This window comes from Peribacillus sp. B2I2, assembly GCF_041261685.1.
In the GTDB taxonomy this organism is placed as follows: Bacteria; Bacillota; Bacilli; order Bacillales; family DSM-1321; genus Peribacillus.
This window is the reverse complement of sequence record NZ_JBGCCB010000001.1, coordinates 852,000-867,765: the sequence shown is the minus strand read 5'-3', so window position 1 is coordinate 867,765 and position 15,766 is coordinate 852,000. Positions and strand designations below refer to the sequence as shown.

General features: G+C 43.2%; 13 protein-coding genes. All 13 read right to left on the bottom strand.

Annotated elements, in window-relative coordinates; all coding sequences use genetic code 11:
- Positions 1 to 40: 40 nt before the first annotated feature.
- Positions 41 to 1,057, bottom strand: coding sequence for a LacI family DNA-binding transcriptional regulator (locus ABIE66_RS04430; RefSeq protein ID WP_370013976.1), 1,017 nt, complete (start codon positions 1,055 to 1,057; stop codon positions 41 to 43).
- 70 nt (positions 1,058 to 1,127) lie between these two features.
- Entirely contained in the window at positions 1,128 to 2,081 is a 954-nt protein-coding gene (locus tag ABIE66_RS04425; protein WP_370013975.1) for a sugar phosphate isomerase/epimerase family protein, read from the bottom strand.
- Between the two features lie 23 nt (positions 2,082 to 2,104).
- A complete protein-coding gene (locus ABIE66_RS04420) occupies positions 2,105 to 3,313 on the bottom strand; it encodes an MFS transporter (RefSeq protein WP_370013974.1) in 1,209 nt (402 codons plus the stop codon).
- 108 nt (positions 3,314 to 3,421) lie between these two features.
- A complete protein-coding gene (fba, locus tag ABIE66_RS04415) occupies positions 3,422 to 4,276 on the bottom strand; it encodes a class II fructose-1,6-bisphosphate aldolase (protein WP_370013973.1) in 855 nt (284 codons plus the stop codon).
- Between the two features lie 40 nt (positions 4,277 to 4,316).
- Positions 4,317 to 5,162 carry a 2-keto-myo-inositol isomerase gene (gene iolI / locus ABIE66_RS04410; protein ID WP_370013972.1) on the bottom strand — a complete coding sequence of 282 codons (846 nt, stop codon included), beginning with the start codon at positions 5,160 to 5,162 and terminating at the stop codon, positions 4,317 to 4,319.
- Positions 5,163 to 5,166: 4 nt separating this feature from the next.
- Positions 5,167 to 6,045 (bottom strand): sugar phosphate isomerase/epimerase family protein, encoded by an 879-nt coding sequence (locus ABIE66_RS04405; RefSeq protein WP_370013971.1) that lies wholly within the window; start codon positions 6,043 to 6,045, stop codon positions 5,167 to 5,169.
- Positions 6,046 to 6,092: 47 nt separating this feature from the next.
- Positions 6,093 to 7,124: a bifunctional inositol 2-dehydrogenase/D-chiro-inositol 1-dehydrogenase gene (gene iolG / locus ABIE66_RS04400; RefSeq protein ID WP_289323824.1), complete on the bottom strand. Its 1,032-nt coding sequence runs from the start codon at positions 7,122 to 7,124 to the stop codon at positions 6,093 to 6,095.
- A 48-nt stretch (positions 7,125 to 7,172) separates the two neighbouring features.
- Complete coding sequence (locus ABIE66_RS04395) at positions 7,173 to 8,564, bottom strand: sugar porter family MFS transporter (protein WP_370013970.1); 1,392 nt, start codon at positions 8,562 to 8,564, stop codon at positions 7,173 to 7,175.
- 43 nt (positions 8,565 to 8,607) lie between these two features.
- Positions 8,608 to 9,495 (bottom strand): myo-inosose-2 dehydratase, encoded by an 888-nt coding sequence (gene iolE, locus ABIE66_RS04390; protein WP_370013969.1) that lies wholly within the window; start codon positions 9,493 to 9,495, stop codon positions 8,608 to 8,610.
- A gap of 17 nt (positions 9,496 to 9,512) precedes the next feature.
- Positions 9,513 to 11,423, bottom strand: a complete 1,911-nt coding sequence (iolD, locus tag ABIE66_RS04385) for a 3D-(3,5/4)-trihydroxycyclohexane-1,2-dione acylhydrolase (decyclizing) (RefSeq protein ID WP_289323822.1) — start codon at positions 11,421 to 11,423, stop codon at positions 9,513 to 9,515.
- A gap of 32 nt (positions 11,424 to 11,455) precedes the next feature.
- A complete protein-coding gene (gene iolC / locus ABIE66_RS04380; protein ID WP_370013968.1) occupies positions 11,456 to 12,433 on the bottom strand; it encodes a 5-dehydro-2-deoxygluconokinase in 978 nt (325 codons plus the stop codon).
- A 22-nt stretch (positions 12,434 to 12,455) separates the two neighbouring features.
- A complete protein-coding gene (iolB, locus tag ABIE66_RS04375; protein WP_370013967.1) occupies positions 12,456 to 13,271 on the bottom strand; it encodes a 5-deoxy-glucuronate isomerase in 816 nt (271 codons plus the stop codon).
- 72 nt (positions 13,272 to 13,343) lie between these two features.
- Entirely contained in the window at positions 13,344 to 14,813 is a 1,470-nt protein-coding gene (locus ABIE66_RS04370; RefSeq protein WP_370013966.1) for a CoA-acylating methylmalonate-semialdehyde dehydrogenase, read from the bottom strand.
- Positions 14,814 to 15,766: the final 953 nt, after the last annotated feature.

Genomic DNA, 15,766 nt, shown 5'->3' with positions numbered 1-15,766 from the left:
AGCCACTCATCTACTAACATAGCAATCTTGCCAAACATTTTTACGCATTCAAACTTTTTTCCAAATTGGCACCGCAAGATTCGCGGATGATTAACTCATCCTTCATAACGAATTTTTTCTTTTCAACGGTTCCGCCTTTCATTAAGGTCAGCAATAAGTTTGTTGCTTTTTTCCCTATTTCGTACTTAGGCTGGTCAATGGTCGTAATATGAGGATGAAAAATGGATGCTATTTTCAAATTATCAAAACCTACGACAGCAATATCCTTGGGAACGCTCAACCCATGATCCTGGATCGCTTTTACAGCTCCCAGCGCCATTTCATCATTAAAAACAAACACTGCTTCAGGCCTTTTTTCCAGCGATAATAATTTCATCATCTGGTCATACCCTGATTCAATGCTATAATCCCCCCCTTCTTGGATTAATTCCTGATTGACTTTCAAGTGATGATTCTTCATTGCCTGCTGGAACCCCCCTAAGCGATCCCGGCTAAGGATGATATTCATGGGGCCTGTTATATGAGCAATTCGTGTATGTCCAAGCTTGATTAAATGTTCCGTTACTTTTCTGGCACTGCTTACATTGTCGATCGATACAGTTGGAATGTCCAGTCCGTCCACGTATTCACATGCCAGTACAATCGGGAATTGATTTGAGAGATTTTCCAGGCTTTCTCTGTTCATTCTAGCGGTAAGGAGTACCGCTCCATCCGCCTGCTTTTTGTATAGCAAATCGATGTATTCCTTTTCCCGTTCAATGTCATTCTCGGTATCTCCCAATATAACCTGATAGCCATTTTCTACAGCAGTATGTTCAATGCCCCGAAGGACTTCGGAAAAAAAGGGTCTTGTTATATCCGGTACGACGACCAGAATGATCTTTGTCTCTTTCGTCCTGAACTGACTGGCAATCATGTGAGGCTTGTAATTCATCTCTTCAATCACCTGCAGCACCTTTTGTTTGGTATCTTCACTTACTAAATCCGGCTGTCTGAGCACTCTTGAAACGGTTGCGGGAGATACGTTGGCCAATTTCGCCACATCGCTCATTTTCATTCTATTATCTCCACCTGCCTATTTTCTATTTTGTCATTTTCATTAAGTCCATTATAAAGTAATTTAGACTTCATGTTAAAATATCGAATTCCCTAGGCAACGTTTCTTTCAAAACATTCATGGATTTTTTCACGCCTGTTAATGGCACCATTGTTAAATCTTCCATTTCGAGAACGATCGGTCCTTCATAACCTATCATTTTAACGATAGTAAAAAACTCTTTCCACCAGCCACTGTCGTGACCATATCCAAGTGCAACGTAATTCCATGATCTTCCTGCGTATTGGTTCATTGGTTTTACATCAATCAATCCCTGGACATCATATATCCCTCTTTCTAACCGGACATCTTTTGCGTGAATATGATAAACTGCGCTTCCTAATGTCCTTAAAGCCGCGATGGGGTCACCGCCCATCCAAAATAAATGACTCGGGTCAAAATTCATGCCGACCGTATCACCGACTTCTTGCCTTAATTTAAAGAGTGTTTCAGGATTGTAAACTAAATTGCAGCCCAGATTTTCAATGGCAACCTTTCGAACTCCATGTTCTTTTGCCGTTGTCACCGCTTTTTCCCAATAAGGGAATGCCACCTCATTCCACTGCCAATCAAGCATCTCAAAATGCGAGGGCAAAATGGGATGTGTCAGCCAATTGGGCGTCTTGTCACTTAGTCCGCCGCCAGGGCATCCCGACATCATGACAACCGTTTCGACACCCAAAAGCCCTGCTAGCTGAAAGGTCTTATCCACAACGGATTTATGTATGGTTCCTTCTTCTGATGGGTCAAGCTGATTGCCAGAACAATTCAACGCTGCAATGCTCATCCCCCTTATATTTAATTCATTTAAAAACCGCTTTCGTTTTGTGGGACTTCCAAGAAGTTCATCCAAATCGAGATGTGGCGCCCTCGACCAATTGCCGCATCCAAGCTCGAGTGACTCTATTCCCAGATCAACACACGTATCCAGCATCTCTTCAAATGGCATGTAACCTAAAATATCAGTAACTAAACCAACCTTCATAAAGTTTTCCTCCTCTATTTAAACTAGACATCCCGTACATGCCGCTCAGTCAATTCTCTGTTCGGTTTCTTTCCTTTACGGCGGCTCCATAAAACCATAAAGAATACAGCAGTTGCACCAAGTGAACCCGAAAAATAAAATCCTGCAGAAATACCTAAATGTGAAATCAATACTCCCGCAATAAAAGGTCCCGCAAACATACCAATCGCGTAAATTGCTTGATATGCACCCATGGCCGTTGCCCTTTTTTCAAGGGGAATCGACTCCACCGCCATTCCTAAAAATAATGGAAAAAGAATTCCTAATGAGAATCCATTCAACCCTTGAATCAGAAAAAGCATCTCTTTTGTATCTATTAATGGCGTACATGTTGTGAAAATGGCCGTTAGTCCGAAAGCTAGTTTCAGTAACCTCCATTGTCCGAATAATGGTACGAATATCTTTCCGCTAAGCATGGTGGCAATGGCATGAGGAATCATGAATGAAAAGATGACCATGCTGATCTCATCAGTCTGGAGACCAAGCTTTAAAGCAAATGTCGGAGTGAAGCCGAACATTGTCGTGAAGATGATGCCATGTGCGAGAATGGATAGAAATGATACTTTTAAAAGCGCCGGCTCAAGCATAACTGATACGAGTTCTTTCAATTGAATAGGCTCTTTCAGAAAGTCTTCGTTCGATTCGTAAATAAAAAGTGAAAGGACGATACCAACGAAACCGATAATCCCTCCCATCCAAAAAGGTGCTTGCCATCCCCATTGATCGACAATGTATCCGCTGACCACCATTCCAAGCAGCTGTGCCAGAACCACTGCTAACGAGATACTGCCCATAGCTCGGTGAAGATCACGTTCTGAAAAATAGCTGGAAAACAAAATGGTGAACGCTACCCATGTTGCGGCGGCAACTCCAGCTAACGAGCGGGCCAAAAGGATCCAGCCTAAACTATCGGCCCAAGCAAAAGTCACGCAACTCAACGTACTCACGACCATTCCAAAGATAATAAAAGGTTTTCTTACCTTTATGAGGTCGGAAAAAATTCCGAACGGAAGCCTGAAGAGAAATTGCATCAGCCCATAACTGCCTAATACCATGCCGATAAATGTATAATCCCCTCCAATCCTCTCAAGGTAAGGAGACAAAATGGGTATATAAATGAAATTTGAAAACCAAAAAATAAATGAGAGCACTAAAAATAAAAATCTATTTCGTGCGGTATGTAACAAAGTCATTGCAACCCTTCCTCTGACCAGCGAACTATTTTTCAGCAATGGCACCTCATTCAAAAAGTGAATATACAAAAAGGTGCCCGCAACGTAATTGGGAACACCTTTACATACTTAAGCCTTTCCAATTGTATTGAACTCTGCCATTTTTCTCTTCACGACGGAGATGATAGCTTCTTTCGCTGGTGTGATGATGGCGCGAGGCTCATATACTTTTCCTTCAACGGCCAATACTTCCCGAATCGTTTTTGCCCACACTTGTATGTTTTCGGTATTGACATTTATTTTAGCGTGTCCTAGTTCAATTGCTTTTTTGATTTGGTGCAGCGGAATACCTGAACCTCCATGTAAGACGAGAGGCACATTCGTCATGTTTGAAATTAATTCCATTTCCTCAAAACCGAGTTTAGGTTCTCCTTGATATGGACCATGAACGGAACCCAAAGCAGCCGCTAGTGCATCAATTTGCGTTTCTTTTACAATCCTCGTGCATTCATGGGGATTTGCATATTGAATACCTCCGACGAGGCCATCCTCCGTCCCACCGACTGTCCCCACTTCCGCCTCAACGGAAACGCCGCTCTTTTGGGCATAGTCGACAACCATTTTGGTCATTTCAATATTTACATCTATTGAATGATGGGAGCCATCGATCATGACCGATGTAAAACCCGCATCGATCGCTTTCTTGCAGCGTTCCACATCCATTCCATGATCAAGATGAAGGGCAACCGGAACCGTAATGTCCATTTCTTCCATAAGGCTTTTTACCATAGCCGCAATCGTTTTAAATCCGCCAAGATAATCAACGAGCCTGTCCGATGCCGCAAGTATGATTGGCGCTCGTTCCTCATTGGCAGCCTGTAAAAAAGACTGGGCGAATGCCAAACCATTAATATTATATTGACCCACAGCATAACTTCCTGCTTTTGCTTTCAAAAGCATCTCTCTCATTGATACTAAAGGCATAATTCCATCACCCCCCATTTCCCGAGATTACCATTTTTACTCACGCATTCTGGAGTACAAAGTATTTCGAGATAGCTTGAATTGTCGTTTCTTTTGCAGTCTTAATGGCTTCTTCAGCATCGAGTTCATAATATTCAGGACGGAACAATTCAACAGATACGACGTCAGAATAACCAATTCCCTTCAAGATGAATAATATGCTGTCTAAATCTATGGCACCATGCCCAGGCCACACCCGGTCTTCATCCGTCAAAAAACCGATTGGAAAATCCTCTGTATCATCAATGTGTAAAATGAAGATTTTCGACCCATCCGCTTTCTTCAAGTCCTCCAAACTGGAACCCATAGCATGGAAGTGAAAACAGTCCAGCACCAACCCAACATTATCACGATTGACTGTTTCAACAATATCGTATGACTGACCGAATGTATTCACAGTACATTGCGGATGCCCGACAAATTCGACTGCAATTTTTACGCCAAACGGTTCAGCGATTTCGGAAAGCTCCGTCAATACTTCCACACAGCTGTTTTTAATATCTTCTTTCAATATTTTCGCTTCCGTTACAAGTGGAACCGCCACCACATATTTAACACCCAATTTCTTCGCCATGATCATCATGTTTTTAAATTCGGCTATTATCGCCTTATGGCCGTCTTCATCTCGGTTATTAAAGAATACGAGCGCGTTGAAGGCAAGTGGTTTAATATGATTTGCGTTAAAAAATTCGGCTAAGTCTTCAATAGAGTGCTCTTCCAAATACTCAGGCAATTTATCCATGGTACGGATTTCGATATAATCGTAACCATGTTTTTCACAGTATTTGAGATCTTTGACCAAGTTGGAATTTTCAAGTGTTGTCGCTTGGTTGAAACAAAGTTTCATTCTGTCAGCCTCCAATTCTTTCTGCTAAACCCAATCCGTCTCTCATTTTTTGAAGCATAAGTTTACTTGACCAGTCTGCTTTGTCGATCCAAGCAAATACTGCATTTGTCGCGATGCCGTCAAAATTCATTTCTTTCAGTTTTTTGAAGATCGTATCAAAGTCAACTTCCGCTTCGCCGATGTTCAAATGCTGGTGGACGGTTGCCTCGACACCTGGAGGATTGACGATATAACGGAGTCCGTTGGATGCTTTATGATTAAATGTATCTGCAAACAAGACATGTTTCAGGCGATCCCCGGCTGAATCGAACATAGGGGCAATATCGCCTTTGCCATCGTCATAGAAAAATGTATGTGCGGTTGAATACACAAGGTTGATCCATGGACGGTCAAGGGCACGGATCATATCCATCGCTCCCTCATGCGTTTCAATGAAATCGAATGGGTGTGCCTGCAAATTCAGTTTGACGCCTTCCCTTTCAAACACCGGGAGGAGCTCATCCATTGATTTAATGAATTTCTCTTCACAGATAACTTCATTGAATTTAGATCCGTTAAATTCACTATTCATCAAGTCAACATCCAATTCCACTGCCACTTCAATGGCACGTTTCCAATTACGGACTGCGGCCTGGCGCCGTTCCTCATCAGGACCGGCCCAGTAGTAAAGCGGAAGCAAGGATGATATCTTCACACCTGCGTCGCTACACCAGCGTTTCAAATTCTTAATCTGTTCCTTATCCACTTTAGGGTATTTATAGAATGGACAAAAATCTTCCCTCGGTGACAGTTCGATATATTCATAGCCTATTTCAGCTGTTTTATCGACCATTTCTTTTAATGATAAATTGGCATACATCGTAGGATCCAAAGCTAGTTTCATTGGTCTTTCCCCCTATAATTCATTTTTCGTTTCAATGCATGGTACGTTCACTGTACAGTGATTTTCCCCGTATAAAAAACGGGCTTCTCTTCTAGATCAACGGATTCTTTCTGTCCGGACTCTTGTGCTTTTACACAAGCATCAGCTGTTACGGAAGCGATGTATCCGTCCCATGAAGTTGGACCATTCGGCTGACCTGTCTTTATAATGGAATCTATGAAATCCTGCAACTCTATGTCATATGCATCCATAAAACGGTCTTTCCAATCTACCAAGATATCCGTGCTCCGTTTTGCGCCTTTCCTTGTCACGATGCTCGCTGGTTCAGGAAGATATGCAACACCGTCCTCACCAATGACTTCACATTGGATATCATAGCCATATTTACAATTCACGAATACTTCAGCTTGAATGACAATCCCGCTCTTCGTTTCCATTATGATGAGTTGGGGATCTTTTAAGTTAGCATGCGCGCGGCTTGTTTTCTTCGGGTAAATGACTTGAACTGATTTGTAATCATCGCTGATTAACCAATGCAATACATCAATCTCATGAATCAATGTATCAACGACTGCCATTTCCGTCGTATATTTTTCATCCACTTCTGGATTGCGGTGTACGCAGCGGACCATGAGTGGCTCGCCAATTTCATTTCTATCAATGGCTTCTTTCAGTTGTACGTAACCGCTATCATAACGTCGCATAAAACCAACTTGCACCAAACGCTTCCCGTGTTTCATTTCCGCTTCGGCTATTCTCCTGCAGCCTTCCGCCGTTGTTGCCAGTGGCTTTTCACAGAACACATATTTTCCAGCTTCAATCGCATTCAATACGTTTTGCTCATGTGCAGGGCCCCAACTCGTAACAAGCACAGCATCCACATTTTCGGAGTTTACCAGTGATTGGTCATCCGGATATACAAGTGCCTCAAGTCCGTATTGATTCACGACCTGCTTTGCCGCCTCTTGATTCACATCGGTTACAGCCACAATTCTCCCTCCGGATAATTTGTTTGCAATTCTTTTAATATGCTCCCGGCCGATGGCACCCGTTCCTATTACGCCAAAATTTAATGTCATGATCATATTCCTCCTATTATACGTATCTATATTTTCTCTCTGTAACTCTTATATTATTTTTGTCATTTCCTTAATAGGTTCTTTTCCATGATTGCGGAAGTTTTGTTCAAGCTGTTCTAGTGTAAGTCCTCTTGTTTCCGGTAGACATTTTTTCACAAAGATGATAGCCAAAATGCCTAAAGCGCAAAAGAAATAGAATGTTGTGGACAATCCGACTTTATCAAGTAAAACAGGAAATGTTAAGCCAATCAGAAAGTTCACGACCCATAGAAAAAATACGGTGACACCCATACCAAGCCCACGTACTTGAAGCGGGAAGATTTCTGAAAGCATCAACCAGGTAACCGGTGAAATGGCTCCCTGCTGAAAGGCAAGGAAAGTGACTGTCAAGGACAAAACGATATAAGGAAGGGCAGCCGTCCCTTCAAGAAGGGAAGATAAGACGCCAATCAGAAGCAATGTGGTCGTAGTCCCGATCAAACCGGTTAAGAGCATTGGACGGCGCCCGATTTTACCAAGCAGCCAAATACCTAAAAACGTTGCCAAAACAGAAATGATACCGTTTGCAATATTCCCGATCAAAGCAGCTTTTGTCTCAAACCCTGCATCCTTTAAAATTTGGGTACCATAGTACATGATAGAATTAACGCCCGTTATTTGCTGAACGATGGCAATCCCGATTCCAAGAAAGACGATTCTCCGTATCCATGGGACGGTCAAATCTTTATATGTAGCTTTTTTAACATGGTTCTCCTCATCGAATGTCGCTTTGATTCCCTGAAATTCCGATTCTGCCTCATCCATTTTACGTATTCTTTTCAAAACCTTCAGGGCCTCTTCATTTTTGTTCTTGGACACAAGCCACCTTGGACTTTCAGGCAATCTGATCATACCAAAGAAAAGAAGTATGGCTGGAAGTGATGCTATTGCCAGCATGTAACGCCAAACATGTGAACTGTCACCCATCGTTGTCCCTAGAATGGCATTGAAGATGAATGCAAGCAGCTGTCCGCTAACAATCATCAATTCATTTTGGGTGACGATCCGGCCGCGTCGTTCAGCAGGAGACATTTCCGCCAAATAAGTAGGAACGGTTACTGACGCCCCGCCTACCGCAAGGCCGAGAAAAAAACGGCAAGCAATCATGACCGTAACATTCGGTGCAAACGTGCATCCAAGGGTGGAAAAGAAAAAAAGTACCGAAAGAAAAAGAATGTTTTTTCTGCGGCCCGCATAATCCGAAAGCCTGCCTCCCAGAAACGCTCCAAGTGCCGCGCCTAAAAGAAGTGAACTGGCAACAAGTCCTTGCGTAAGTGAATTGAGGTTAAGTTGATCCGCTTCGGACATGAACGGCAAGGCACCATTAATGACACCTGTATCATATCCGAACAAAAGACCGCCTAACGTCGAGATGATAATAATCTTGCGTAAGAATGCCATTTGATTTCCATCATTTATCAAATTAATCACTTCTTTCCGGTTTTTAATCTTGAACGAGGAGCAGCCTTTCATTTATATACTTGCGAGCGATTAATGCGTATTCCAATGGATGGGCAACGGACGGATCTTGTTCCGCTTCTACTACAATCCAGCCTTTATAATGATTTTCCAGTAATGTATGGTAAGCTTCCACAAAGTCAATGCAGCCGTCACCAGGCACTGTGAACATACCGGCTAAAAAAGATTCTTGAAATGATTTCCCCTCTTTCCGGCACTGCTCCATCACGTTATGCCTCACATCCTTGAAATGAACGTGCCCAATGCGGTCGATATGCTTTTGCAGAAGGGACATGCAATCGCCATCCGATACATAAATATGTCCAGTATCATATAACAGATGCACCTTCTTGTCGGTATTTTCCATAAGGCGGTCAATTTCACTCAGTGTCTGGACCCCTGTCCCCATGTGGTGGTGATACACCAGTTTTAAGTTGTAAAGTCCAGCAATATCCCCGAGCCGATTCAGGCCCGTACACAATATTCCCCATTCTTCTTCAGTAAAGTGGGGCTTTTCCTTAAATACATCGTACCTTCCGCCTTGGATACTGTAGGTCTGTTCGGATACTACCGCTACATCGCCATCGACAGCCTGTAAATATTTGCAATGTTCATGGAATTCCCGTTCTGCTTTTTTGATTCCATCACGAACGATGAAACTGCTGAACCACTGACCGGCTATTTTTAAGTTCCGAAGCCGCAGCTCTTTATTCAGTACCGCAGGTTCCGGGAAGAAACCGCCTACTTCGGTCCCCTGAAATCCTGCCACGACAATATCGCTTAAAAGGTGGGATAAGGTGTTTTCAGCCCCTATTTCCGGTATGTCATCATTACGCCAGCCAATTGGGGCAATCCCCCACGAAATCTCCTGCATTTTCAGACTTCCCCCTTTTAATATTGTTTGGCCTTTTTTAATTTCTCTTGTCTCGCTTCATATGCCCTTTGTATACTTTTTCGTTCCGAGACCTCTGCCACGCCAACATTCCACCAGGAGTCATAACCATCCGTCATCGTTTTCGGCAGAACCTTCATTTCTATTAATGTAGATGCCGATTGTTTCTTTGCATCCTCCAATGCAGCTTTCAGCTCATCGACAGTATTGGCCCTGTAAGTTTTGGCTCCGTACCCTTCCGCCACTTTTGCGTAATCTATATTCATGATTTGGTTATCATGTGTTCTGAACTCACAGCAATATGTTCCGCTGCCATTCTCCATTTGCAGATTGTTGATGCAGCCGAAGCCAGAATTATCAAACAATAATATGTTGATTTTATGATTATATTGGATGGCTGTGATCAATTCCGAATGAAGCATCAGAAAACTGCCGTCCCCTACCATTGCATAGACTTCCCGGTCTGGATGGGCAAGCTTAGCTCCTAATGTTCCTGCAATTTCGTAGCCCATACAGGAAAATCCATATTCAAGATGGTACGTGTTTGGCACGTTTGAATGCCAGAGTCGCTGCAAGTCACCCGGAAGTGATCCGGCTGAACCGACCACCACACTTTCCTGATCGATTGTATCGTTTATTGCGATCATCGCAGTGGATTGCGCCAATTCAGTTTTCAATGCATCCGAGTATTCATTCAAGACTTGCTGTGAAAACTGGCTTTTGATTTCAGGCATGAAATTTTCACGGCTGAAAGTGACTTGACTTAAACGGGTCCGTTCGGAAAGCCACTCCGCCTTCCATTCTCCAAGCATTTCCCCATATTCGGTTTCATAGCCCACTAGTAACGCTTCAAGGTTCTCGAGCGCCACTTTTGCATCGGCGACGACTTGAAATCCATCTAATTTATAGGTTTGAAGGCGGCTGACGTTAATGTTCAAAAACTTTGTCCTTTCAAAATCAAATGCAGTTTTGGAAGAAGTCGTAAAGTCAGTATAGCGGGTCCCGACACCAATTACGAGATCTGCCTGGCGGGCAGCCTTATTGGCAGCCATCGTACCGAGAATGCCGACTCCGCCCAAATTCTTAGGAAAAGATGATTCCACCGTCGATTTACCTGCCTGTGTTTCCACAAGTGGAATGTTATGCTTTTCCGCCAGCTTCATCAATATATCCCGAGCTCCGGAATATCTTGCTCCGCCACCGACGATGATGATCGGCTTCTTACTTGCTCTAATTCTATCGGCCGCTCCTTGCAGTTCCCGATCAACCGGAGCTTTCCGATCTAAATAATGGACGCGTTTTTCAAAAAAATGTTCATCGAAATCGAATGCTTCCCCTTCTACATCCTGTGAGATGCATATCGTCGCTGGCCCGGCTTTCCCGGGATCGGTCATCACCTCGAAGGCCCGGATCAGACTGGACATGAGCTGCTCAGGGCGAGTGACGCGATCCCAATATCTTGATACAGCAAGAAAAGCGTCATTTGTGGTGATGGCCGTACTATGCTCATGCTCAAGTTGCTGAAGAACCGGATCCGGCTGACGTGTCGCAAATGTATCAGCAGGAAGTAAGAGGACAGGAATATTGTTGGCAAGTGCAGTCCCCGCCGCAGCTATCAAGTTTGCCGAGCCTGGCCCGGCAGATGTAGTGACGGCATAAATTTTCCGCCGCAGCATTTCCCGGCTGTAGGCGATTGCTGCGTGTGCCATCCCTTGCTCATTCTTTCCTTGAATCACTTTCAAGTGGCCAGCGTCCTGTTCGAGCGCCTGACCAATACCAACGACATTCCCATGGCCGAATACATTAAATATACCTTCTACAAATGGAGACTCCTCACCATCAACATGAATGTACTGCTGATTTAAAAACTTGATTAATGCCTGGGCTGTAGTCAACCTCACTGTTCCCATCTTCAGTTCACCCCTCTATGTAGATAAATTCCTTACACGCGTTCGGCAATCAAACCTTCGATTTCTTCTGCAACGGGCATCGCCTCGGATGAGCTGTGCTTGCTTACTACTATGGAAGCGGAAGCACTGCCAAACTTCAAAGCGCTTTCAATCCCTTTGCCGCTCACTAACGCATATAAGAAAGCGGAAGCATATGAATCCCCTGCGCCGAATGTTTTCAATACTTTCGTTTTATAGGACTTCGCTTTAAAAACTTCGCCTGATTTGGCATAGGCATATGAACCCTCGACGCCATGTTTAATGACCACCAGGTCTGCGGAATGTTTAAACAAGTAACGGACGGTTTCTTCATTTGTACCTTTTTCGGTATTTTCCATAACATCATATTCATCACGCGTGCCAATCAAAATGTCTGATTGCTCGGCAACCAACGAATAGTAAACAGAGGTTTCTTCAATGGAATTCCATGTATAAGGACGGTAATCCAATTCAAATACGACTTTTACATCATTTCTTTTCGCAAGGCTGACGGCTTTTAAAACTGCCTCACGTGATGGGCTTTTTGCTAAAGCCGTCCCTGAAACCAATAGAATCTTTGATTTTTTGATATATTCTTCATCCACTTCCGAAGGTGCTAAATGAAGGTCGGCTACATTATCCCGATACATCAGGATACTGCATTCTTCAGGACTTTTAATTTCCGTGAAGGCGAGTCCCGTTTTATGCCCTTCTTGATCGATTACAATATTCGATGTATCAACACCTGCCTCACGCATATAACGCTCGATGAAACGGCCGTGCTGATCATCTGCAAGCTTACCGATGAATCCGACTTCCAAGCCTAATTTTGCACTTCCGATGGCAACATTGGCAGGTGAACCGCCCACGTATTTTGTGAATGTCATGGTCTCTTCCATCGGACGGTTATATTCATTGGCATTCAAGTCGATGCAGGCACGGCCTATGGCAATCAAGTCAAATTCCTTATCGATATTAAAAGTATAGTTCATCCGGTTAACAGCTCCTTTTCCTTTAACGATTCAGGATCCACTCATGATCGGGATCATTGTAGAACTTCCATGTCCTTGTCGGACCGGCCATGACATTCAAGTAATAAGATTCATAACCGTCAGGCACCCCTACCGGATGATAACCGGCCGGTATAAGTACGACATCACCGTTTTCGACGGACATGGTCTCATCGATCGAACGGTCATCTGTATATACTCGCTGAAATACGAATCCCTGAGGCGGGTTCATTTCATGATAATAGGACTCTTCCAATAATGACTCATTTGGTAAGTTATCCCGATCATGTTTATGCGGAGGATAGCTCGACCAGTTTCCGCTTTCTGTATATACTTCAACCACCAGAAGGCTATTCGCATACGGAGCTGAATCCGGTAATATATTATGCACCATCCGCTTATTGCTCAAAATGCCCCTATGTTCCACGTCAACATCTCCCGCTTTAATCCATTTAGTCGGAAGCTGCTTATCAGAAGGTGAATAACACAGCGCCACTCTGGCCTTGGTTATCGCTTCCAATTCAAAACCTCTATCATTTGACACGTAAATGCTATCGGTCGGCACTTTATCAAAAACACTATCGCGTGTGCCCAAATCATGGTATACATCTTCGCCTACAGCCACATTGATTTTTCCCGTAAGAGCGACAATGCAGCATTCTTTCTTGATTAGTAATTCTGAATATTTAGCACCCGGAGTCAACTCCACTATTTTAAATTCAACAAATTCTAAAGGAGAATTTCCTTTCGTAACCGCTTGAACGACTGTAACACCTTCAGCGACCTCTTGTTTTTCCGGTTTTTGAAGCAGTTTACTCATATATACCTCCTTGTTTTTCAAAAAATCCGGCCCGTATCCAAACGGGCCATCTTGCAATGTCTTTTCGTTCACTTATTTCACGTAGCGTGCAGTCACCATTTTTTTACGAGTATAGAACTCCACACCATCGGTTCCATTTGCATGCAGATCACCATAAAATGAATCTTTGTATCCAGAGAATGGGAAGAATGCCATGGGTGCAGGAACACCCACGTTAATGCCCAACATCCCGGCATGAATCGTTTCACGGAATTGGCGTACATCGGCAGCACTGTCCGTATAAAGGCAAGCCCCGTTTGCCAATGCTGAAGCATTGGCAATCTCAACGGCTTCCGTTAAATCTTTGGCGCGGACAACGGAGAGCACTGGTGCAAAAATTTCATCTTGCCAGATTTTCATTTCCTGCGTCACATGATCAAAAATCGTAGCCCCGAGGTAATATCCATTGCCGCTTGCTGCCTCGTCTTTACGACCATCGCGTACAAGGGTCGCGCCTTGAGCTATTCCTGATTCGATGTAATCGATGGTCCTCTTCTTAGCCCCTTCCCGGATTACCGGTCCAAGAAAAACGCCGTCATCCAGACCATTACCGATCGTAATGGCATCAGCTGCCTGTTTCAATTTTTCAACTAACTCGTCCGCTACACTTTCTTCTACAACAACAACCGCAGCGGCCATGCAACGCTCACCGGCCGACCCAAAAGCCGCACTTGTTATTTCCTTGGCCGTCATATCAAGATTGGCATCTTTCAAGACAATCGAGTGATTCTTCGCTCCCGCAAGAGCCTGGACGCGCTTTAAGTTAGCCGTGCCTGTTTTATACACATATTCTGCCACTGGCTGTGAACCGACGAAGGAGATAGCTTTCACATCTTTATGCTCCAGAAGTCCATTAACCACGTCATGTGCTCCATTAACAATGTTCAGTACTCCTTTAGGAAGACCGGCTTCCTCAAACAGTTCAACAATGCGTGCAGCAAGCAAAGGTGTACGTTCAGATGGCTTTAACACGAATGTATTGCCACATGCGATCGCAAGAGGGAACATCCAGCAAGGGACCATCATCGGAAAGTTAAATGGGGTGATACCGCCGATTACACCAATTGGGTAGCGGTACATACCCGATTCAATGTTTGTCGCGATATCCGGAAGCTGTTTGCCCATCATCAGCGTAGGTGCACCAGCCGCAAACTCGACACACTCGATGCCCCGCTGAACTTCACCAATCGATTCCGATAAGCTTTTACCATTTTCGATAGTTACCAGTTTAGCAAGTTCTTCCCAATGATCCACAAGGAGCTGCTGATATTTGAACAATACCCGTGCCCGTTTCGGGACGGCAACCTGCGACCATTTTTTAAACGCCTCATTCGCCACTTGAACCGCACGATTCACATCTTCCCTAGTTGAAAGTGGCACCTCGGCAATCGCCTCACCAGTTGCAGGGTTGAACACGATTTCCGTTTCCTTTGAAGTGGATTCAATCCACTCACCATTTATATAATTTTTTATTTTTTTCACCTCATGTGTTACTGATGACATGTCTTTTCCTCCTTAAAATAAGTAATTTGTTTGATCATCAAGCCATTTCTAAAAAGTATAGGTATCGACGCCAATGAAATCGATTTCATTTGACTTTAAAGAAAATCCATCCAGGTTTCTTTCTAGGATCAATCAGTTTATCTAGCTCAATCCCAATATCAAAGCCATCATAAAACCGCGAATGAAATCGATTTCATTTCTCTTTCTGGAGTTCCACCTGAAGGAAAAAGGTAAAGACCAATCCAGGATAACGAATATCTAATCATCCTTAAACATGAAATAGTTCATCACTATTCGCATCAATTTCTGAATAAAGCTTGGATAATCGCGTTCTGGGATGAAATCGATTTCATTTACTTTATAAGGAAATACTACAATGAAATTTTTTCCCTGTAAACACTTTTTTTTGGATTTTTTATAATATTCTTTCTTCTTTGCACTCCAATATATTGATGGCTATGGAAATGGGCTTCAATATTTAGTTAATATCATTTCCTGGGAGAATACCTCTTCGTCGTAATTGACATCCCAGCTAAGGCCGGTCTTGGTCCTATTTAAATTAACTACTATTTTTGAATATTATTATTTATAAATGTAATTAACTTTATCATAGGAAATCCAGCTATCCTTAGAACTACATCCCTTATAAATTCATATATGTAAACATAATAAACGACCTTCCTGCTCTCCCCTTTTCTTCACATTTCCATCAATGTCCCATTCTAAAAAAACAAAAGATATTTTACTATATCAACAGAATAGGAATATATAACCTAATCCGTGATGAGTTCATCAACAAAAAAAGGCACCCATAATGGGAGCCTGAATTTTAGTGAAGGTAAGCTATTGTATGTGAACGGCAACCATTCCGCATCCCTATGCGCCTCGATAGTTGAAAAATGGGATATTCCACCCAGTAACTTAAGAAATATCTTTTCTATTGTAAGGAAATT